Below are 19,336 nucleotides of genomic sequence, written 5' to 3' on the forward strand. Positions count from 1 at the left end.
CCTCCTTAAATTTGCAACGTAAAAAATTCAAAAATCAATAATTATGTGTATACGTTTAAATTATACCATAAATTCGAAAAAGCAACACTACTTTCTGAATATTTTTTATTTTCTACTCAAATTTCGTGTTTAGAGCAAGAAAAAAGCCTATCCGAAGATAGGCCCTTTACTACTCTTACAATGAGTTAGGATCAACTTTGATACCAGCACCTTGTGTAGTAGTAATTGAAAGGTTTGTGATGTAAGCACCTTTCGCTGTAGCTGGTTTAGCTTTTTGGATTGCATCGTTAAATGCTTTGAAGTTTTCAACCAATTTTTCAGTTTCGAATGAAACTTTACCGATGATAGCTTGTACGTTACCTGCTTTATCAGCACGGTAAGTGATTTTACCACCTTTAGACTCTTCAACTGCTTTAGCAACGTCCATAGTTACTGTACCAGTTTTAGGGTTTGGCATCAAGTTACGTGGTCCAAGGACACGTCCAAGACGACCAACGATTGCCATCATGTCTGGTGTTGCAACAACAACGTCAAAGTCAAGCCATCCACCGTTGATTTTAGCAACGAGTTCGTCTTCACCAACGAAGTCAGCACCTGCTGCTTTAGCTTCTTCAGCTTTAGCACCACGAGCAAATACAAGAACGCGTTGAGTTTTACCAGTACCGTTTGGCAATACCATTGCTCCACGGATTTGTTGGTCAGCTTTCTTAACGTCGATGTTAAGGTTGTATGATACTTCAACAGTAGCATCAAATTTTGCGAAGTTAGTTTCTTGTGCAAGAGCTACAGCTTCTTCTACGCTGTAAGCTTTTGTGCTGTCGATTTTCTCAAGAGCAGCACGCATTTGTTTGCTTTTTTTAGCCATGTTAATTATTTCTCCTTGTGTAATGTGGTCATAACGACTTTCATCTTCCACGTCACTCAGCGAAGTGAGACGACGTCTGTGGTTTTCTTGTTAACTGAATTAGTCAGTAACAGTGAATCCCATTGAACGTGCAGTACCTTCGATCATACGCATAGCTGATTCGATGTTTGCAGCGTTCAAGTCAGGCATTTTAGTTTCAGCAATTTCTTGTACTTGTGCACGAGTTACTGAAGCAACTTTAACTGAGTTTGGAGTACCTGAACCTTTTTCAACACCTGCAGCTTTTTTCAAAAGAACAGCAGCTGGTGGTGTTTTAGTGATGAAATCAAATGATTTATCTTCATACACAGAGATAACAACTGGGATGATCATACCAGCTTGGTCAGCTGTACGAGCGTTAAACTCTTTAGTGAATCCCATGATGTTGATTCCGGCTTGACCAAGAGCTGGTCCAACTGGTGGAGCTGGAGTCGCTTTACCAGCAGGAATCTGAAGTTTTACGATGTTTTCGACTTTTTTAGCCATTTTGTAATTTCCTCCTATTGTGGTTTTGGCGGTAAGTAAGTTTTGTTACCTCCCACAAGTATGTTTTTACATACCTTATCTATTATACAGAAATTCTTTTTAGATGCAAGAATTTCTTATTAAGTTTAGGAAAAAATTTACATAAAGGGCTTTTCGAGGTAAAATAGACTTATGATTCTATATAAATTCTTTGCTATAGCATTTTTGATTCTAACACCTATCTTTGCTTTTATTATCCACCGCTTCTTCAGTTTAAAATACCTCGGGCTTAATTTTGCTGACCTTACCTTCCCTCTTTATTTTATTGAGCTAGTTGCTGTGTCAGCCCGTTTCTTTACCCATAGCTTTTTGCCTTACATCACCATTTTATTATCCTTGGCGGCTATAATTATCACGATTCAAATGCTGAGAAAAACACAATCCTTTAAATTTAAACGTTTTCTTAAGTTGTTCTGGCGTATCAGCTTTTTTATCACCAGTCTTTTCTATTTGGGGACCGTGATTCTCATTTTTATTGTTTCTTAAGAACTAGATTAACTCAGCAGATTTATTGTGTGCTGAGTTTTTTATGTCAAACCATGAAAAAAGCAGGCAACCTTGCCTGCTTAACTTTTCGGTATTAGGGTTGAACTTGAGTCATTCGACCAGTATCTACATCATAAACCGCACCGGAGATGATAACATCCTCAGGGATAAGCGGTGACTGACGAAGAATGGCCATATCTTCACGAACACTCTCTTCTACATCTGTGAATGGAAGAAAATCTTGATCAGAAACATCAACACCAAGTTCTTTATTGAGATAGGCGGTAAACTCATCGTTCTTAAAGGTCTGAGCACCACAATCTGTATGGTGAAGAACTACGATTTCTCGTGTCCCCATCTGTTGTTGAGAAATGACCAAAGAACGAATCATATCTTCCGTCACACGACCACCCGCATTACGCAAAATATGAGCGTCACCTAGGGCCAACCCCAAGGCCTGAGCAACGTGAAGGCGTGAATCCATACAAGTCACAATAGCCACCTTAGTCTTTGGTTTCAAGGGAAGATGGGCTGTCCCGTGGAGGTCAACATAGGCTTTGTTGGCATTGAGAAAGTTTTCAAAATAAGACATAATAACTCACTTTCTAATGAAGAAAATAATTTGACTATCAAATTATTTACACACTATCTTATCATCTTTTTATTAACTTGTCAGCTATTGAGTCCGCAACATAAAAAAGGAGAATAAATGCTAACAAGCATCCATCCTCCTTCAATTTATATTATGAACGTTTTGGCAAGTATCTATTAAGCAAGCCTGCAAAGGTTTGAAGATTGAGACTTTGAACATAAATTTCACCTGTTCCTCTAAAGGTATTAACAACACCCTCTCCTGTCCCAATAGACTGCCAGAAACCATTTTCCAGGTGAATATTATAATCAAGTGTCTGACTCCAGGCAACGACATGAGCATTATCAATAGTCACTTCTTGATTGTTTAGCTCAATTTTTTTAATAGAGCCGTAAGCATTTGCCAAGAGAGTTCCTTGGCCTTGGGTAGTCATTACAAAGAAACCACCCTGACCACCAAAAAGAGCCTTACCAACAGACTGGAGCTCCATTGTATAGTAAGCTGTGCCATCAAGTGCTAGAAAGGCACCGTCGTTGAGTCGGTACTGTTTTTCACCTAAATAAAGTGGAATCACTTGACCTGGAGAATCAGGGGCCAAGGCTATATAGCCATTATTGGACTGCGAGACAACCTGAGTAATAAAGCTACTTTCGCCCGAAACCATTGAACGCCCAACTGCTTTTACAAAGCGACCTAAACCTGATCCACTGGCATTTAATTTGGTACTCAGTGTCACATTCGGTGTGTGATATACCATACTGCCACGCTGGATAAAGACTGTTTCACCTTGATTAAGAGATAACTCTACTAAAGGGAACTGCATGTTGCTGTCTGTAAAAAATTGCATAATAAATACCTCCCTATTCTTAAGAAAAGTATAGCATCGAACAGGTATTTTTGCAAGCGCTTCCAAATTCTGGCTTTGAGGCATTTTTTTAAGAAAAGACTTTTTTGAGTACTTCTCCTACCGTCGTGACCCCAATGATCTGGATACCTTCTGGAATCTTCATGCCATGAAGCGAATTTTTAGGAGCATAAATCTTAGTAAAACCTAATTTAGCAGCCTCATTAATACGCTGTTCAATGCGAGTTACTCGGCGAATCTCTCCAGTCAACCCAATTTCTCCTATGAAAGCTTCTTGTGGATTGGTTGGAAGCTCCTTGTAACTAGAAGCAATCGCAACGGCTACAGCAAGGTCAATAGCTGGCTCGTCCAATTTGACACCACCAGCCGATTTGAGATAGGCATCTTGATTTTGGAGAAGAAGGCCACAACGTTTCTCTAAAACAGCCATAATGAGGCTGACACGGTTAAAGTCCAGTCCCGTCGTTGTCCGCTTGGCATTACCAAAGACGGTTGGTGTCACCAAGGCTTGAACTTCAGCTAAGATAGGTCTGCTACCTTCCATTGTCACAACAATGGCAGAACCTGTGGCACCGTCTAGGCGTTCCTCTAAGAAAACCTGGCTAGGGTTTAGCACTTCTACCAAACCACCAGACTGCATCTCAAAAATCCCAATCTCATTGGTTGAACCAAAACGGTTTTTGACTGCTCGTAAAATACGGAAGGTATGATGACGTTCCCCCTCAAAATAGAGTACCGTATCCACCATGTGTTCCAACATACGTGGCCCAGCCAGTTGTCCCTCCTTGGTCACATGTCCAACAATAAAAGTGGCAATGTTATTGGTTTTAGCAATCTGCATGAGTTCAGCAGTGACTTCACGAACCTGAGATACAGAACCTTGAACGCCAGAAATCTCTGGACTCATGATGGTCTGAATAGAGTCGATAATGAGGAAATCAGGTTTGATGGTCTCTACTTGACTGCGAACCGCTTGCATATTGGTCTCAGCATAAAGATAAAATTCGTTATCAATATCACCTAAACGTTCGCTCCGCAATTTGATTTGCTCGGCAGATTCTTCTCCAGATACATAGAGGACCGTACCCTTGTTAGCCAGTTGCATTGACACCTGTAAGAGGAGGGTTGATTTCCCTATCCCTGGATCTCCTCCAATAAGAACCAGACTGCCCGGAACCACACCGCCACCTAAAACACGGTTAAACTCGTCCATATCAGTCTTTATGCGGGCATAATTGATTGAGGATACTTCTTTTAATTTAGTTGGTTTAGACTTTTCACCCGTCAAACTGACACGGGCATTTTTCACCTCCTGCACCTCAACCTCTTCTTCAAAAGAGGACCAAGAAGAACAGTTGGGACAGCGCCCTAGATATTTGGGTGAATTGTAGCCACATTCTCGACAAACAAAAGTTGATTTTTTCTTTGCTATGATAATTCTCCTTCTACGATTACTCCGACAGAATGCCACTTATGCAATGTTTTTTTTAATTTCTTCTGGTTGGCAACTCCGACAGCGGACAAATCAACAGAAACCTGATAATTCTCCTTGACAGCTGCCAAAATGGAAGCCTTGACACAGCCATTGCCATCTACCCCTATAAACTCTAAGCTTTTAGCAGCATTCCCCTCCAGAAACTCTTTTAAATCCAGATTGGTAAAGCAAGAAGCCCGACGCTTCTCAAAGATACGAGAAGATGCAAGCAGCAAGCCGGTCGCAAATTTCTTCTTTCTATCTTTTCTCTCCCAGAAAAAACGATTGAGAATATAGATAACCCGGTCACTGGGATAGCTGGCAATTTTGTCATTTACAGCTACAGTCAGTTCTTCATGATATGCTTTTCCTACAGCAACATAGTCTGACTGCATATCTACAACTAATAAATAGTCTGCCATATTCTTTCTCTATTTCCCTGTCGATCCGAAACCACCTGTACGAACACCGTCAGCTTCATCTCCATCTACAATTAAGAAGGGCATAAAGACACCTTGAACGATGCGTTCGCCAACTTCAAGAGTCACGGGCTGATCCGTAATATTTTTCATCTGGGCGAAGATGTGACCCTCATTCCCTGGATTTCCATAGTAATCGCCATCAATAACTCCAACAGAGTTGATCAAGACCAGACCTTTTTTGCGAGGATTAGAAGAACGATCATAAAGATATAGCACCTCACCCGCTTGCATATAAGCCTTGACCCCAGTTGGGACGAGGACGATTTCTCCTGGTGCAATCACTGTGCGCTCTGCCACCTTTAAGTCGTAGCCAGCTGCATGGGCTGTCTCCCGTTTTGGAAGCAAGTCCTGATTGGTATAGGTTGATACAAGTTCAAATCCACGAATTTTTGTCATTATTTTTCCTTTCGATACATCTATAAATTAATTCTTGTAAAACTAGCCATGCTAGCTTCAGACTTTTAAATCTATCCCATTATAATCTATTCGAAATAAGATGACAAAGGTAATAGTCTAATCACTTTCTCATTAAACGAAGATTGACTTTTAACCAGGAAAACGCTAACATAATAATAGATATAATACTTTTAAGGAGAATTGTCATGAAATTCATCGGACTTGTTGGTACGAATTCAAAACGTTCAACTAATAGACAATTATTGCAATATATTCAGAAACATTTTGCAGATAAGGCAGACATCGAACTTGTTGAAATCAAAGACCTCCCTGTCTTTAACAAACCCGCTAACAAACAATTGCCAGAAAGTGTCCTTGAAATCGTTAAAAAAATCGATGAGGCTGATGGGGTTATTATTGGAACACCTGAGTATGACCACTCAATTCCAGCTGTTCTCATGAATGCTTTAGCTTGGGTCTCATACGGTGTTTTCCCTCTTTTGAATAAGCCTGTTATGATTACAGGAGCATCTTATGGAACTCTAGGAGCTTCTCGTGCACAGCTACAACTTCGTCAAATTTTGAATGCTCCAGAAATCAAAGCTAATGTGCTTCCAGACGAATTCTTGCTTTCACATTCCCTTCAAGCTTTTGATAGCAACGGCGATTTAGTTGACCTCGATGTCATCAAAAAATTAGATGCTATTTTCGATGACTTCCGTCTCTACGTCAAAATTACTGGTAAACTCTCACATGCTACAGAGTTATTACATAAAGAAGCTGAAGACTTCGACTGGGAAAGCCTATAAGACAGGAGAATATAAACTATGAAATTTGTTGGACTCGTTGGAGCAAATTATGATCAATCATATAACCGTAAACTGCTCGAATTTATCAGAAGACATTTTAAAATTAAATTTGAACTTGAAGTTTTGGAAATTGATGAAGTCCCTATGTTTAACCAAGATGAAAAATGGGATGAAAGTTTCCAACTTCGCTTACTTAATAACAAAATTACACGCGCTGACGGTGTCATCATTGCAACACCTGAGCACAACCACACTATCTCTGCAGCACTTAAATCAGTATTAGAGTGGCTATCATTCGAAGTGCACCCTTTTGAAAACAAGCCTGTAATGATTGTTGGTGCTTCTTACTACGACCAAGGAACTTCACGTGCCCAAGTGCATTTGCGTAAAATCCTTGAAGCGCCTGGTGTTAATGCTTATACACTTCCAGGTAATGAATTCTTGCTTGGAAAGGCTAAAGAAGCTTTTGACCTTGAGGGGAACATTACTAACGAAGGTACTATTAATTTCCTTGAACAATGCTTAGACAATTTCATCCAATATGTAGGAGTGGTTTCTAAATTGAAAAAACCAAAACCAATTGAACCTGAAGACTTGGATTGTAACAACCCAATCGCTACAACTGTTACCGAAGTTGATCCTGACGATCCAGAGTGGGTAGAAAAAGTAGCTGAAATCACTGGTGCGGTATCTGGTGATACCTACGTGAAATTGGACCACGGTATTTTGACGGTTAATCAAATTGACATGTTCCTCAAGGCTATGCCATTTGAATTGACCTATGCCGATGACAACAACCAGTTCCTCTACTACAATAACGCCCATCAAGATCCTGATACTATGTTCGCCAAACGTGTACCACCTCAATCTGGTAGCCGTATGTCAACTGTTCACGGCTCACTTCCACCAGCTCGTATGAAAAATGTGGAATGGGTTATTGGTACACTGCGTAATGGTAACCAAGAATATGTTCGTACGATTGTTCCAGGGTCACCTGAAGGAGTTATTAATACGCATAACTATCAGGCTATGTACTATGATGATGGTTCTTATGCAGGAATCAATGAAATCGTCTTTAACTTTAAACCATGGCTTGACTGGTATCTCGAAACAACTGGTCAACGCCTTGTCGGAGGAAGCGGTCCTTTTGCACCAGCTGCAGCTAGTCATGGCGGTAGCGACGCCACATCTGGTGCATCAGATGCGGGTGGTCATGGTGGCGACGCAGCCCCAGCCGCAGATGCCACATCTGGAGCATCCTCATATTAAGACTTGGAAAAGTTGGGACAACTGTCCTGACTTTTTTTCATGGTCATCCTAGATTAAGTTTCACTCGAGCTTGCGCATCTGCCATGCTCCATGCCACATATTTTAGAGGTAAACCTATGTCTCAATTTCAAGAAAAAGTATTCGCTGCTTGTGCTAAAAAAGAGGCGCTCTTTAACGAAAGTCTAGGGCGCTATGCCTTGCGTTCTATGCTTGCAGGAGCTTATCTTACCATGTCGACTGCTGTAGGAATTATTGGTGCGGATGTTATCGCTACAGGTATTCCAGCCCTTTCTCGTTTTGTTTTTGCCTTTATCTTTGCCATCGGACTGGTCTTCGTTCTCATATTCAATGGAGAGTTGGCTACTTCAAACATGATGTTCCTGACCAGTGGTGCCTATTATGGTAAAATCAAATGGAGCAAGGTGTGTACCATCCTCCTCTACTGTACCTTCTTTAATTTTGTCGGTGCCCTTATCTTGGCCTGGTTCTTCAACCAATCCTTCTCTTTCCAACATTTGACTGACAAGAGCTTCTTAGTTACTGCTGTCTCAACCAAGCTTGGAAAAACAGATTGGATGAACTTTACAGAAGGTATTACAGCGAATATGTTCGTTAATATTGCCATCTTGGGCTACATGCTCCTCAAAGAAGAATCTGCTAAGATTTTCATTGCGCTATCAGCTATCTTCATGTTTGTATTTTTAATTAATGAACACTTGATTGCTAACTTTGCCTCTTTCATGTTGCTCGGTTTCAACGGTGTGCGTGACGCTGTGGATAATTTCACTTTGGCAAATATTCTACGTCAGTGGATAGTCGTTTTCTTCGGCAACTGGATTGGTGGAGGTATTTTCATTGGTTTGGCATACTCTTGGCTCAATAAAACTAAAACACCTCACATTGATTAGGAGACCTCATGCGTCAAAAGACATTCATCAAACAAACCAGTCTAGCTATTCTACTCTATTTTATTTGCCTAGCCCTTGCAGTTGCCATTGATTTAATCTTTTTCAAAGTCAAAAATATGTATCATACGCCTGCTTTAGCGGCTATCTTTGCAGGCTGGGTCTACTTGGGGCTTATCAGAAAGACAAAACAATTTGGAGCTATTACCTGTCTGGGTATCTTTATGTCCCTCTTCTTCTTTGCCTCTGGGCACTTTGTTCTAGCCTTTCTTCCTAGCTTTTTAGCCGGCCTTGTCGCTGATTTTCTAGCTAAGAAAGGGAACTATGAGAATAATAAACTTAATCTACTCTCCTATATGATTTTTTCCCTAGGGAACTTAGCACCCATTATCACCATGTGGCTTGCGCCCAAAACTTATATCGCACAGCTCCTGGCCAAAGGGAAAACTCAAGATTATGTCAATCAAGTTATGGTTCCCTTTACAGGCAGTCATGTCTTAATCCTGATTGGAGGAACGCTCATGGCTGCCCTCATTGGAGGCTACATTGCCCAAAATTGGCTGAAAAAATAAATGGCCATCAGCCTTACTAACAGAGAGTACAAGACAAACATGCTTTTATTATGTTATAATGAGAAAGAATACAGTCTTTTTCTACTTTGTTAGAAAGGACCTAAAGGGAGACCTAATGATGAAAAAACAAAAAATCGCTGTCTTGGGCCCTGGTTCATGGGGAACTGCCCTTGCTCAGGTACTCAACGACAACGGACACGAGGTCCGTATTTGGGGAAACATCCCTGAACAAATTGATGAAATTAACGAGAAACACACCAACACCCGCTACTTCAAGGATGTGGTTTTGGATGAAAACATTAAAGCCTACAAGGAACTGTCTGAAGCCCTAGATAGTGTCGACGCTGTTCTCTTTGTTGTTCCAACCAAGGTTACTCGCTTAGTTGCTAAACAAGTTGCCGAACTTTTGGACCACAAGGTTGTTGTCATGCATGCTTCAAAAGGATTGGAACCTGGAACACACGAACGTCTTTCAACAATCCTTGAAGAAGAGATTCCTGAGGAACTTCGCAGTGACATTGTTGTCGTATCTGGTCCAAGCCACGCTGAAGAAACTATCGTTCGCGATATCACTTTGATTACAGCAGCATCTAAGGATCTTGAAGTGGCACGCTATGTCCAAGGCATTTTTAGTAATAACTACTTCCGCCTCTACACCAATTCAGATGTGATTGGTGTTGAAACAGCTGGTGCTCTTAAAAACATTATCGCGGTAGGTGCAGGTGCCCTCCACGGTATGGGATATGGGGACAATGCTAAGGCAGCCGTTATTACTCGTGGACTTGCAGAAATCACTCGTCTTGGTGTGAAACTCGGTGCCGATCCTTTGACTTACAGCGGTCTATCTGGGGTTGGTGACCTTATTGTTACAGGAACTTCTATCCATTCACGTAACTGGCGTGCTGGGGATGCGCTCGGTCGTGGAGAAAAACTAGAAGACATTGAACGTAACATGGGAATGGTTATCGAAGGTATTTCAACCACAAAGGTTGCCTACGAAATCGCCCAAGAACTCGGTGTCTACATGCCAATTACAACAGCAATCTACAAATCTATCTATGAGGGTGCTGATATCAAGGAATCTATTCTCAATATGATGTCCAATGAATTGCGCTCTGAAAATGAATGGGATAAAAAATAAAAATCTAAGGAGTTCTCATGAAGAATCAAAAAGTTAGAAAAGCTATCATCCCCGCTGCAGGACTCGGAACACGCTTTTTACCAGCTACTAAGGCCTTGGCCAAAGAAATGTTGCCAATCGTTGACAAGCCAACCATCCAATTTATCGTTGAAGAAGCCCTCAAATCAGGTATTGAAGATATCTTGGTGGTTACTGGTAAGTCAAAACGTTCTATCGAAGACCACTTTGATTCAAACTTCGAGTTAGAATACAACTTGGAACAAAAAGGTAAGACAGACTTGTTGAAATTGGTTAATGACACCACTGCTATCAACCTCCACTTTATCCGTCAAAGCCATCCGCGTGGTCTTGGAGATGCAGTTCTTCAAGCCAAAGCATTTGTCGGAAATGAGCCATTCGTTGTCATGCTTGGTGACGACCTCATGGATATCACTAATGACAAAGCAGTACCTTTGACTAAGCAGCTCATTAACGACTATGAGGAAACACATGCATCAACCATTGCAGTTATGCCTGTACCTCACGAAGAAGTTTCTTCATATGGTGTCATCGCCCCTCAAGGCAAAGGCGAAAATGGACGTTATAGCGTTGAAACTTTCGTTGAAAAACCAAATCCAGAAGATGCACCAAGTGATCTTGCTATCATCGGACGTTATCTTCTAACACCTGAAATTTTCGGTATTTTGGAAACTCAAAAACCAGGTGCTGGAAACGAAGTCCAACTGACTGATGCCATCGATACACTTAACAAGACACAACGCGTCTTTGCTCGCGAATTTACTGGAAACCGTTATGATGTAGGTGACAAATTCGGATTCATGAAAACGTCTATCGATTACGCACTTAAACATCCTCAAGTTAAAGATGACCTCAAGCAATACCTCATTGACTTGGGCCACAAACTTGAAGGCAAAGCAGCTAAAAAAGACTAAAATAAAATCCATCGAACCTGACATTCGATGGATTTTTCATATGACTTAAAAATAAGTGAATCCTAGAAGAATCAGCAATAGTAAAATATAGGTTAAAAGAGCTGTAGAACGCCAACCTCTACTAAATAAGCGACTTTCAACCTTGTTGGCCAAAAAGATAGCTGCAAGAGCACCTCCAACTAAACCACCGAGATGGCCTGTAATCCCAACACTAGGTGTAAAAAGGTTGAAGATTAAGTTAATAACAATCAAAGCCAAATAATTACGGCCTAACTGATTAAGCAAGGGGCTGTGACTGTAATAACCAAGAATCACAACAGCCGCAAAAAGTCCAAACAAGGATGTCGAAGCACCAGCTGCAATAACATTAGGCGTAAAAAGTAAGGTAAAGGCATTTCCCATAACACCAGCTAACAAATAAAGCCCTAGAAAACGTAGAGTCCCAAAAATCTGCTCAGCCATTTTCCCCATAAAGTAAAGAGTAAGCATATTAAATAGAAAATGCTCAACACCTATATGCACAAAAATTGGTGTTACAAGACGCCAAAGGTTCAAGGGACTGTACTGAACAAACGCACCGTACATAGCTCCCATCTTAAAAAGGCTCAAAGGCGAAGTCGCTTGAAATCCGTTTAAAAGATATTGACAGATAAAAGTCAACGTCGTAAGCCCCAACAATAGATAGGTTGCTGGGTATTTTTTCCACTCATTTACTGGCATGTGACAACCTCCTTAACAGGAATATCATAGCTGTCTGGTTGAAAATCATGTTTCTGGCAAGGATAAACCGTACTAACTGTATCCCCTTCAAAATCAGACAAATAGCGGTCATAGTAACCTGCTCCGTAACCAATACGATAGCCTTCATCATTGAAAACTACTCCTGGCACATGAATCAAATCAATCTCTGATTTTTCCACAGCCAAATCAGACGCAGGTTCCATCAAGCCAAAAGAGGTTGCAACAAGATTATCTGGATCATAATCCACAAAAATCATTCGACCTTGTTTATATGTTTTAGGAATCAAAAGTCGTTTACCATCCTTTAAAGCCTGATTGATTAAAAGACTGGTATCATATTCATGAGGAAAAGACAAATAAGTCGCAATCACCTGAGCCTCTTTATAAGCAGGTAAGGCAATCAATTGCTCCAAAAGATGTTTATCTATCTTAGCCTTAGTCTCAGGTTCTTGTGAAGTTAATTGAGCCAAGACTGTTTTTCTAAGTTCATTTTTCATAGGTTTATCATATCAAAAAATCTACCAAAAGTCAGACTTGGTAGATTTTTTAGCTTTATCGACTCTGATTAGGCTTCTGCCTTGTGTTTAAGGAATTTTCCAATTTCAGCCACTGCAAAAGCGAGGGCATCTTCGTTTGGACTCATCTTAGGATGGTGAAGTGCATATGGCGTGTCGATTCCCAACCAGAACATGACACCAGGAACTTTACTAAGCAAATAACCAAAATCCTCTCCAGTCATAGCCGGTGGACAATCAATCAGGTTAACTTCTGGGCTAGCATCAAAGAAGGCCATCAACTCTTTGGCCAAGGCTGGATTATTTTCCACAGGAAGATAACCACCTTGTTTCAACATGATATCCACTTCCATACCAAAGCTAGCTGCTACACCTTCTGCAATCTGGCGCACGCGCTTCTGGATAAGGAGACTCATTTCCTGAGTAAGGGTACGAATAGTTCCATAAACCTCTGCAGTTTCAGCGATAACATTATTAGTAGTTCCTGCATGGAAAGAACCAAAGGTAACTACCCCACCCTGAATAGGGTCAACATTACGACTGACAATCGTTTGCACTTGAGTAATAAAGTAAGAAGCTGCTACAAGAGCATCATTGGCCTCATGTGGAAAGGCCGCATGTCCACCTTTCCCCTTGAAAGTAACGAGGACTTCACAAGTCCCAGCAAAAAGGGTACTTGTGTTAGTCGCAATATCACCTACCTTGAAATCTGGACGGACGTGGAGGCCATAGAACTCATCTGGCAACCAATCTCCAAAGGCACCATCTTCATACATAAGCATACCACCAGCTTCATTTTCTTCAGCTGGTTGGAAGAGGAAGAGCATGTTATTTTTAGGCTGTACTTGAAGCATCTGGTCCAAAAGACCAAGTGCTGTGGTCATGTGCATATCGTGTCCACAAGCATGCATACGACCTTCATGAGTAGACTTAAAGTCAAGATCTGTTTCCTCTACGATTGGGAGGCCATCAATATCTGTACGCCAACCAATGGTTTTTTCAGGAGCATGCCCGTGAAGATAGACAAGAATTCCTGTACGCCAAGAACGTTGCTCCACAAAGTCCTTCCCTTCAGTCATTTCAGCAATACGTTCTAAGAGATAGGCCTGAGTTTTAAATTCTTCCAAACCAATTTCGGGAATTTGGTGAAGGTCTCGTCTGATTTTGATTAAATCAAGTGTCATGTTTTTGTCCTTTTTATTTATATTTATTTTATAGAGAATCTAGAAATAGAGGCCTTACAGGCCTCTACTATCAATATGTTACAAGTTACGCAAAGCGTCTTCGAGTGCTGTTTTTTGTTGTGTTTTTTCATCGATTTCCTTGATGATACGAGCTGGAACACCAGCTACAACCACATTTTCAGGAACATCTTGAGTAACGATAGCTCCAGCAGCAACGACTGAACCGTTACCAACTTGAACACCTTCAATAACAACAGCATTAGCACCAACAAGAACGTTGTCACCGATACGAACTGGGTCTGCTGAAGCTGGTTCAATCACACCAGCAAGGACCGCACCCGCACCGATGTGGCTGTTTTTACCAACAGTAGCACGACCACCAAGGATTGCGCCCATATCAATCATAGTACCAGCACCAATTTCAGCACCGATGTTGATAACAGCACCCATCATAACAACAGCATTATCTTCGATAGTTACTTGGTCGCGGATAATAGCGCCTGGTTCGATACGCGCATTAAGGTGACGTTTATCAAGCAATGGAACAGCTGAGTTACGGCCATCTTGTTCCACAACATAGTCCTTGTTTTCAGTCAAATTCGCAAGAAGTGGTTCGATATCTTTCCAGTCTCCGAAAAGAACATTACCAAGCTTAGTGACAGAAGCTGGAACAGCGGTTGCCAATTCCCCTTCAAAAGTTACTTTAACATTCGTTTTCTTTTCAGCATTACCGATAAAAGCGATAATTTCTTGTGCAGACATTTTTTGTGCAGTCATGAGATTCTCCATTCACATAAAGTTAGGAATTATTATACCAAAAATTCTGATAATTGTCTTTGCTTTTGCCAAATAGAGTGTATTTTTATGTAAAATTTGTCTTTAGAGCCTCTATGTCAGTAATCACTCGATCTGGTTTGATTGGGGATTTCTCCAACTCTCGACGAGAATAAGGGAAGGTATTCAGCAAGATACCATCGATCCCAACTGCCTCAGCCACAGCAATATCAGTCGTCAGGTCATTTCCCACCATGACAGTCTCAGATGGCTTTAACCCATGATCATCCAAAACTTGCTTTAAAAATTCAGGTTGAGGCTTACAGATACCCACATCCGAAGACAGGTAAATGGCATCAAAGTAAGGTCTTAACTCCATTAAATCAATCTCAGCATTAGTAAAGGCTGCTTGAGCATTAGACAAGAGATAAAGACGACAGCCCTGCTCTTTTAGAAAGGTCAAAACCTCCTTGGTATGCGGATAAGCTAACAACTGCTTACGAGATAAGACGCGAAATACCATGGCTATCAAATTTCCCCAATCGTCCGGCTGACTAGAGTTACTAGACTGAGGCCGAGCATCTACATAAAGCTGGTTGAAAATCTGAGCTAAATCAACTTCTGGATAAGCAACTCCTTTAATCTCTATTAACTCCTTACGAGTCTGAGCCACACGCTTAGCATAAGCCTTTTTAAGAGCATCACCTTCATAAGCCGCTCCATAAGCCTGATATAGCTGGCCTAATGTATCCCATAACACAGGATACTTCTCATCAGTTAGGATATCAACCAAGGTACCATAAAAATCAAAAATGTAGTTCTTATAGGCTCTATTTTTCATCACTTTTTACCCATTGCTGAAACTTTCTTACTTATTGCTCCCATCATACACCTTTTAGGAAGACCAAACAAGCTAACTGAGATATTTTCCCATCAAAAAAATCCCAACGACTGTTAGGATTGCTTATCATCTCTAATACGGCCAATCAAGAGCTCTCCCGCAACGGTTAATTGCGTCACTGAAGTCAAGTCCAAAGTATCCTTATTGGCATGGAAAAAAAGAGGTGTCATCTCGGCAAATGTTTGAACATGCTCTGATGGCATAAACCAAGTCTTAGCAATCGTCACACGCTCTAAAAGGTCACAGGACTCTTGAAAATGTTCCAGAACATCCTGGTTCGAATAAGCCTGCACCTCCGGTAACAATTGGCGAAACTCTTTAAGATGATCCTCATGAGGAATAACTTTAAAAATCAAGCCATGATCAGACAAAAGTCGTCCAAATTCTTGATAATTAGCTGGTGAAAAAATATCTAAAATCACATCAATACTGTGTTCACGTAAAGGCAACTGAGCCAAATCTCCAACAAACCAAGCTACATTTTTCTGAGGATTTTGACGAGCCGCAAGAAGGATAGAATCCTTAGACAAATCAAAGGCCATGAAATCCTTGTCAAACTCTTGAGCCAACTGACGGCTATAATAGCCCTCACCACAAGCAACATCTAGAACGTGCGAGTGTCCAGGAAGGTCACGCAAGCGCTCTGAAATCACCTCTAGGATAGGATCGTAATAGCCTGCCGCAAGAATCTGACTCCTCTTTTCAAAAGAAGCCATATCATAGTGCTTATCTCCCTTAGTCTGTCTCAAAAAATTAACAAAGCCCTGCTTGGCGATATTAAAGGTATGCCTATTCTGACAAATCAAGCTAGACAAATCCAAATGCATTGGCGCCTGACAGATAGGACAAGCAAAAAGACTCTCTTGATCTTTAAAAACACTAAATTTGGCCATAAATCCTCCTCGACACAAAAAAAGAGCACACACCTGAAATCGCTTAGGGCTGCTGGATTCCTCCCCTGACCCGCTTCACGCACAGATGTTGCTCCGAAAAATATTATACCATAAATCGAAGTGATTGCAAGTAGAGAACTTAAGATAAGACTAGCTAGACCTATCCCCTATCCGTCCCTATTATTTCCTTCGATCAGTCTAAACTTCGATAAAGCATAAGACTTACCATGGTGACATTTATGTCACTACTTTTTTATTTCTCGACACCTTATAATAAATCCATAACTTGAGGAAAGCACCAAAAGCTAGTGACATGGCTGACTTTATTGAAAGGAGAAGTCATGTTTAACACATCTCTTAACTCGTGGTGAGAGGGTATGAGATTTAAAAACTCACCAAAAATAAAAAAAGGAGAATGACAATGATTAATAAAGAAATGAAGGCAGCTGACCTAGCCTCAGTAACAGGAGGCGGATGGAAGACTAACCTTGCCATTGGAGGGCTCTGCCTAGCTTCAGGACCTATTGGAACTATGATGTGCCTTGGAGCCTACAATGGCTACATGGACTCTGCGCGATAAAAGAAAGGACATATGAACAATGACTAAGACCATTAACAATCGTAAAAACATGACTACTCAAGAACTTGAAGCTGTATCAGGTGGAGTGGTTCCTTGGGCCGCTATTTCTGTTGGCATTGCTGCTGCAAAACTGACTTATGACCTTAGCTATGCTGCAGGTAAGTCTTTCTATAACCTCACCCACTAACTAACAGAACTCAGCTGACATCTCAAAGATTTTGAGGATGATAATTCATGAAACATACAAAAAATCAAACAAATGATACTACTGCTAATCAATCACCTAAAACGAATAACTATTTACTCGTAAAAATAGCTTTAGCTGGAATTATCGGTAGCCTACTTTTGATACTCCTAATCAACCTTATCTTTCATGTACGATTAGGAACACCAATTATTGATACTAATTTGAAGTCCGCTTTTGGTACTCTAATCCTCTTTATGCCTATTTTTCTTTTAACAAGAGAAAAAGAAAAAAAATCATAGAAAGAGTGACCTAAACTGCCTTCAGGAAAACAAAAATACTCTTCTTCCATTAAAAAGTGCAAGTCCCTTTGGACTTGCACTTTTGTTTACATATCTTGCCTTGTTTCCAATTTAGCCAATCGTTTGGCTTCTTTTTTACGTTCACGACTCTGACGGAAAAAGTCTTGCATAATCTTAGCACACTCTTCCTCCATGACACCAGTCTCTACTTCTACGCGATGGTTGAGACGCTCATCTCTTAGGATATCGTAAAGGCTACCCGCACCACCAAACTTTTGATTGCTTGCTCCATAGATAACTTTAGGAATACGAGCCAAGCCAATTGCCCCACTACACATGACACAGGGTTCGATGGTTACAAAGAGGGTACAATCTAACAAACGCCAATTGCCCACAGTCCTATTAGCCTCCTGAATAGCCATGACCTCCGCATGCATGATAGCTTGATTGAGCTCCTCACGTGCATTGTGCCCACGACCTATGACTTCGCCATCTTTAACGATGACACAGCCAATTGGAATCTCTGCTTTATCTAGAGATTTTTCGGCCTCCTTAAGAGCTTCAGACATAAAAAAGTCTTTCTCTTCTTGGGTAAAGTCAAGCATTAGTGTCACTCCCGTTCCAAGATTTGCGAGACAATATCTCACTTAGTCCTTCTATTATAGCATAAGAAAAGAAATACCGAAGACCTCCATTTTAAAGGACACAAAAAAAGCTAAGACGAATCATCCTAGCTTCAAACACATTAGTCTGGTGAGTCTTAGGAATCACACCAATGTGTTCCCCCAAGGCTAGACGAAAAGTCAACGACCGCTTAACATCCTAATTCATATGTCAGTCGGAGTGTCATAGTCAATTGTCTGTGAAATCATTATATAGGCCTAAGGCCTCACAACGATAAACAAAAATGCAACTGTCTCAAACAATTGCAAGGATAGCGTTATAGTTGTGATATTTCACACTTTCCTTCCAAACAAATAATGCCTACTATAAAAGTAACTTTTATAGCTTTTTCCTTACCCACCTATAGTTTATCATGAAACCTCTATCATTTAATTTAAAAATCGGTAATAAAACAATGATATACATTAGAAACAACTGTTAATTGTATGCATTCTTTTGAATATTTTGCTTAACATTTAAAAGGTTGATATATCAACCTTTTAGAGCTTCATAAACTATTTTTTCTAGTCTATCTACACTATTAAACACCTATCATCCTAAGTCTTATCTAATTTTACTGTTTATTAGTCTAACAAGTGTTTAATATTTTATCTCCAACAATTCTTTAAAACAAGGTATGGAACAAGATAATGATTTTTTGGAGAGGTGGCTTCAAAGATAGGAGACCTAGATAGCTAGACAAAGGATAAACTAGAAGGGAAGTTCTTCTTCCAAGACGAGGTCAGCCAAGTCATTGTCAGGATTATTTTCCCTAACAGCACGCTGAGCACGACTCTCCAGAAGTTGGAAAGAGGAACAAAGCACCTCAGTAACGTAATGGGTTTGGCCATCCTTATCGTACTTACGGGTACGAAGCTCACCATCAAGAGAAATTAAACTCCCCTTGCTAGCATAAGAGGCTAAGGTCTCAGCCAAACGCCCCCAGACAACCACTGTAATAAAGTCAGCCTCACGCTCACCATTTTGCGTCTTATAGCGACGATTAACCGCAACTGTGACACGTGTAAAAGACCTATCGCTAGCAGTCTTAACCATTTCAGGAGTGGCTGTCAAACGTCCAATTAAAATTACTTTGTTATACATTTTTTTACCTCCACCTATCTATTCGTAAGAGGAAGTAAAAAATAGATTATTTTAAATAGCTTTACAGATTCCTTTGAGAGACTCCTTACTAACACTCCAGTCTACATACCCAAATTGTCCTAATAATCCTAGTAAATAGAAGG

General features: G+C 40.6%; 25 protein-coding genes and 1 other RNA gene. 10 read left to right on the top strand and 16 right to left on the bottom strand.

Annotated elements, in window-relative coordinates; all coding sequences use genetic code 11:
- Positions 1-175: 175 nt before the first annotated feature.
- Positions 176-865, bottom strand: a complete 690-nt coding sequence (gene rplA, locus NYE32_RS09330; RefSeq protein ID WP_037598508.1) for a 50S ribosomal protein L1 — start codon at positions 863-865, stop codon at positions 176-178.
- A gap of 99 nt (positions 866-964) precedes the next feature.
- Positions 965-1,390, bottom strand: coding sequence for a 50S ribosomal protein L11 (rplK, locus tag NYE32_RS09335; RefSeq protein ID WP_002885648.1), 426 nt, complete (start codon positions 1,388-1,390; stop codon positions 965-967).
- A 171-nt stretch (positions 1,391-1,561) separates the two neighbouring features.
- Here rplK and NYE32_RS09340 point away from each other — a divergent pair, with 171 nt between their 5' ends.
- Positions 1,562-1,915 (top strand): DUF3397 domain-containing protein, encoded by a 354-nt coding sequence (locus NYE32_RS09340; RefSeq protein WP_060973052.1) that lies wholly within the window; start codon positions 1,562-1,564, stop codon positions 1,913-1,915.
- 94 nt (positions 1,916-2,009) lie between these two features.
- Here the strand turns inward: NYE32_RS09340 and NYE32_RS09345 are convergent, their stop codons facing one another.
- From NYE32_RS09345 to NYE32_RS09365, 5 genes are all read right to left on the bottom strand, one after another.
- A complete protein-coding gene (locus NYE32_RS09345) occupies positions 2,010-2,507 on the bottom strand; it encodes a carbonic anhydrase (protein WP_002886981.1) in 498 nt (165 codons plus the stop codon).
- Positions 2,508-2,658: 151 nt separating this feature from the next.
- Positions 2,659-3,354, bottom strand: coding sequence for a TIGR00266 family protein (locus NYE32_RS09350; RefSeq protein ID WP_037598509.1), 696 nt, complete (start codon positions 3,352-3,354; stop codon positions 2,659-2,661).
- 88 nt (positions 3,355-3,442) lie between these two features.
- A complete protein-coding gene (gene radA, locus NYE32_RS09355) occupies positions 3,443-4,804 on the bottom strand; it encodes a DNA repair protein RadA (protein ID WP_156685148.1) in 1,362 nt (453 codons plus the stop codon).
- The gene (locus tag NYE32_RS09360) at positions 4,801-5,268 is read right to left on the bottom strand and encodes an isochorismatase family protein (protein WP_060973054.1); all 468 of its coding nucleotides are present in this window, start codon (positions 5,266-5,268) and stop codon (positions 4,801-4,803) included. The genes radA and NYE32_RS09360 overlap by 4 nt, the downstream gene beginning before the upstream one ends.
- 9 nt (positions 5,269-5,277) lie before the next feature.
- A complete protein-coding gene (locus NYE32_RS09365) occupies positions 5,278-5,724 on the bottom strand; it encodes a dUTP diphosphatase (protein WP_002886985.1) in 447 nt (148 codons plus the stop codon).
- A 206-nt stretch (positions 5,725-5,930) separates the two neighbouring features.
- Here NYE32_RS09365 and NYE32_RS09370 point away from each other — a divergent pair, with 206 nt between their 5' ends.
- The 6 genes from NYE32_RS09370 to galU all read left to right on the top strand — a co-directional run bounded on the left by NYE32_RS09370 (position 5,931) and on the right by galU (position 11,352).
- Positions 5,931-6,533, top strand: a complete 603-nt coding sequence (locus NYE32_RS09370; protein WP_002886986.1) for an NADPH-dependent FMN reductase — start codon at positions 5,931-5,933, stop codon at positions 6,531-6,533.
- A gap of 18 nt (positions 6,534-6,551) precedes the next feature.
- Positions 6,552-7,802, top strand: a complete 1,251-nt coding sequence (locus NYE32_RS09375) for an NAD(P)H-dependent oxidoreductase (RefSeq protein WP_002885631.1) — start codon at positions 6,552-6,554, stop codon at positions 7,800-7,802.
- Positions 7,803-7,918: 116 nt separating this feature from the next.
- Positions 7,919-8,710, top strand: a complete 792-nt coding sequence (locus NYE32_RS09380) for a formate/nitrite transporter family protein (RefSeq protein WP_037600086.1) — start codon at positions 7,919-7,921, stop codon at positions 8,708-8,710.
- Between the two features lie 8 nt (positions 8,711-8,718).
- A complete protein-coding gene (locus NYE32_RS09385) occupies positions 8,719-9,279 on the top strand; it encodes an MptD family putative ECF transporter S component (RefSeq protein WP_107372395.1) in 561 nt (186 codons plus the stop codon).
- Positions 9,280-9,397: 118 nt separating this feature from the next.
- Entirely contained in the window at positions 9,398-10,420 is a 1,023-nt protein-coding gene (locus NYE32_RS09390) for an NAD(P)H-dependent glycerol-3-phosphate dehydrogenase (RefSeq protein WP_037598511.1), read from the top strand.
- A 17-nt stretch (positions 10,421-10,437) separates the two neighbouring features.
- Positions 10,438-11,352 (top strand): UTP--glucose-1-phosphate uridylyltransferase GalU, encoded by a 915-nt coding sequence (galU, locus tag NYE32_RS09395; protein WP_037601510.1) that lies wholly within the window; start codon positions 10,438-10,440, stop codon positions 11,350-11,352.
- A gap of 45 nt (positions 11,353-11,397) precedes the next feature.
- Here galU and NYE32_RS09400 read toward each other — a convergent pair whose 3' ends face one another.
- From NYE32_RS09400 to ffs, 7 genes are all read right to left on the bottom strand, one after another.
- Positions 11,398-12,072 carry a rhomboid family intramembrane serine protease gene (locus NYE32_RS09400; RefSeq protein WP_002891988.1) on the bottom strand — a complete coding sequence of 225 codons (675 nt, stop codon included), beginning with the start codon at positions 12,070-12,072 and terminating at the stop codon, positions 11,398-11,400.
- On the bottom strand, positions 12,063-12,590 hold the full coding sequence (locus NYE32_RS09405) for a 5-formyltetrahydrofolate cyclo-ligase (RefSeq protein WP_060971573.1): 528 nt from the start codon (positions 12,588-12,590) through the stop codon (positions 12,063-12,065). The genes NYE32_RS09400 and NYE32_RS09405 overlap by 10 nt, the downstream gene beginning before the upstream one ends.
- A gap of 68 nt (positions 12,591-12,658) precedes the next feature.
- On the bottom strand, positions 12,659-13,792 hold the full coding sequence (locus tag NYE32_RS09410; RefSeq protein WP_037601504.1) for an N-acetyldiaminopimelate deacetylase: 1,134 nt from the start codon (positions 13,790-13,792) through the stop codon (positions 12,659-12,661).
- Between the two features lie 78 nt (positions 13,793-13,870).
- Complete coding sequence (dapD, locus tag NYE32_RS09415) at positions 13,871-14,569, bottom strand: 2,3,4,5-tetrahydropyridine-2,6-dicarboxylate N-acetyltransferase (RefSeq protein WP_002886999.1); 699 nt, start codon at positions 14,567-14,569, stop codon at positions 13,871-13,873.
- 85 nt (positions 14,570-14,654) lie between these two features.
- Positions 14,655-15,407, bottom strand: a complete 753-nt coding sequence (locus NYE32_RS09420) for an HAD family hydrolase (protein ID WP_014635101.1) — start codon at positions 15,405-15,407, stop codon at positions 14,655-14,657.
- A 113-nt stretch (positions 15,408-15,520) separates the two neighbouring features.
- Positions 15,521-16,360 (bottom strand): methyltransferase domain-containing protein, encoded by an 840-nt coding sequence (locus NYE32_RS09425; RefSeq protein ID WP_073686088.1) that lies wholly within the window; start codon positions 16,358-16,360, stop codon positions 15,521-15,523.
- Positions 16,361-16,374: 14 nt separating this feature from the next.
- An RNA gene (gene ffs, locus NYE32_RS09430) (signal recognition particle sRNA small type) lies at positions 16,375-16,460 on the bottom strand.
- Positions 16,461-16,781: 321 nt separating this feature from the next.
- On the opposite strand from ffs, the gene NYE32_RS09435 reads away from it, so the two are divergent.
- Genes NYE32_RS09435 through NYE32_RS09445 form a run of 3 tightly spaced genes read left to right on the top strand, consistent with a single transcriptional unit; the run spans position 16,782 to position 17,426 of the window.
- Entirely contained in the window at positions 16,782-16,940 is a 159-nt protein-coding gene (locus NYE32_RS09435; RefSeq protein WP_014635103.1) for a class IIb bacteriocin, lactobin A/cerein 7B family, read from the top strand.
- A gap of 19 nt (positions 16,941-16,959) precedes the next feature.
- A complete protein-coding gene (locus NYE32_RS09440) occupies positions 16,960-17,127 on the top strand; it encodes a class IIb bacteriocin, lactobin A/cerein 7B family (RefSeq protein ID WP_002885883.1) in 168 nt (55 codons plus the stop codon).
- A 47-nt stretch (positions 17,128-17,174) separates the two neighbouring features.
- Positions 17,175-17,426, top strand: coding sequence for a hypothetical protein (locus tag NYE32_RS09445; RefSeq protein WP_014635104.1), 252 nt, complete (start codon positions 17,175-17,177; stop codon positions 17,424-17,426).
- 86 nt (positions 17,427-17,512) lie between these two features.
- On the opposite strand, the gene tadA is transcribed toward NYE32_RS09445, so the two are convergent.
- Together tadA and NYE32_RS09455 are read right to left on the bottom strand one after the other, a co-directional pair.
- The gene (gene tadA / locus NYE32_RS09450) at positions 17,513-18,031 is read right to left on the bottom strand and encodes a tRNA adenosine(34) deaminase TadA (RefSeq protein ID WP_014635105.1); all 519 of its coding nucleotides are present in this window, start codon (positions 18,029-18,031) and stop codon (positions 17,513-17,515) included.
- A 769-nt stretch (positions 18,032-18,800) separates the two neighbouring features.
- Positions 18,801-19,193: a single-stranded DNA-binding protein gene (locus tag NYE32_RS09455; RefSeq protein ID WP_002885697.1), complete on the bottom strand. Its 393-nt coding sequence runs from the start codon at positions 19,191-19,193 to the stop codon at positions 18,801-18,803.
- Positions 19,194-19,336: the final 143 nt, after the last annotated feature.

The sequence above is a fragment of the Streptococcus sp. FSL R7-0248 genome (genome assembly GCF_037967965.1).
Classification (GTDB): domain Bacteria; phylum Bacillota; class Bacilli; order Lactobacillales; family Streptococcaceae; genus Streptococcus.